Annotated in this window: 1 protein-coding gene; it reads left to right on the forward strand. The window is 31.0% G+C overall.

Annotated features, from left to right (window positions below; all coding sequences use genetic code 11):
• Positions 1-94: 94 nt before the first annotated feature.
• Complete coding sequence (locus KI369_RS29105) at positions 95-799, forward strand: ArsR/SmtB family transcription factor (protein WP_212959064.1); 705 nt, start codon at positions 95-97, stop codon at positions 797-799.
• The last annotated feature ends 315 nt before the right edge of the window (positions 800-1,114 follow it).

Consider the following 1,114-nt stretch of genomic DNA (forward strand, 5'->3'; position numbering starts at 1 on the left):
ATATACTAAGATCAATTGCATTCATAATACATTCTCCTTTACTATTAAACTTAAAATAATTGTATCAATTTAATAGTTAGGGTATCATCGAAATATGAATGTATATCCGAATATCTCATACATAGCTAAACTAATTGCTGAACCTACAAGAGCAATTATCTTAGATTGTTTAATGAACAATCAGGCACTACCTGCTAGTGAATTGGCTTATAAGGCAAAAGTTTCACATCCAACGATTAGTTCTCATCTTTCTAAATTAGTAGAGGGGAATCTACTTACAGTTGAACAACATGGTAGACATCGTTACTATCGACTTGCTAATCAAGAGATAGCAGAAGTGCTTGAAAAGTTAGGAACAATCGCACCAACAGTCCAAGTTCGTTCTTTAAAACAATCAAGTCAACTAAAACAAGTTCGTTATGCTCGAACTTGCTATGATCATCTTGCAGGCAAACTTGGTGTAGAGATAGCTGAAAAATTACTAGATAGGGAATTTATAATTTTAGAGGAAGGAGAATACATTGTAACGGAACAAGGTAAGGGATGGTTTCTGAATTTTGGAATAAATATTAATAAGGCAAATATAAAAAGGAGAGTATTTGCAAAACCTTGTCTTGATTGGAGTGAACGACGCTACCATATTTCTGGTTGGTTAGGATCTGCAATAGCAAAACTATTTTTTGAACAGGAATGGATTACAAAAACGGATAAGAATCGAGCTGTCCATCTTACAAGAAAAGGTATGAAGTTATTGAAAGACCAATTAGGCATTGACATGGAAAATGAAGAAATTAAATAACCTGAGTCTATAGTTATATAGACTCAGGTTATTTGTTTTTTTTAAAATCTTAGATGATATTTGCACACGGCAAATTTAACCTCAATCGCTTTATGGGAAGAGGTGAAATAAAAATATAGTAGTTGAGGAAGTTCTATTAAATTATTAATCATATTACTTAAAAATTATGCGTAAGAATATAGTAAATGAAGGGAGATATAAAATGAATAAAGTGAAACTGAAAGTATTTAATATAAAGTATGTAGTGATATGTATTTTATTCACGATTATATGTATTCTCACTTCATTCTTCATTTCTAGTAATTCGAACGTATT

It is taken from the genome of Bacillus sanguinis (assembly GCF_018332475.1).
Taxonomy (GTDB): Bacteria; Bacillota; Bacilli; order Bacillales; family Bacillaceae_G; genus Bacillus_A; species Bacillus_A sanguinis.